Source organism: Flagellimonas olearia (genome assembly GCF_009184425.1).
Lineage (GTDB): Bacteria > Bacteroidota > Bacteroidia > Flavobacteriales > Flavobacteriaceae > Flagellimonas > Flagellimonas olearia.
Genome location: NZ_WELG01000149.1, coordinates 1 through 335, shown reverse-complemented (window position 1 = coordinate 335; position 335 = coordinate 1). Strand labels below are relative to the sequence as shown.

1 protein-coding gene is annotated in these 335 nt (G+C 56.4%); it reads right to left on the bottom strand.

Features of this window, described 5'->3' with window-relative positions; translation table 11 throughout:
* Window positions 1-207 (bottom strand): toprim domain-containing protein (locus F8C76_RS19480; RefSeq protein WP_152132974.1); only part of this gene is annotated, 207 nt, incomplete at its 3' end.
* Window positions 208-335 lie beyond the last annotated feature (128 nt).

Here is a 335-nt window from a genome sequence, read left to right as displayed (position 1 = left end):
ATAGGCATCCCGCTCTTCCTTGGGCAAGGAGCGCGTGTAGGCTGCCTCCTTGGCCCGCTCTTGAGGGGTGCTTTTTTTGGAGCCACCACTGACCGGCAGGTCGCGCACGTGGCCGACGCTGGACTTCACGATGAAGTCGTCGCCCAGGTAGCGGTTAATGGTTTTTGCCTTGGCAGGCGACTCCACAATTACTAACGATTTTCCCATTCTCAGGTACTCAACATCCGGTCTAAGGCGTGTGATGGGCGCTATTTAGACAGCGCCGGTATAGGCGGGTCAAGCAGGAACTGCCCCCTTGCTCCTTTTTTAGTAGTAGTACAAGCCACCCTGTCAGG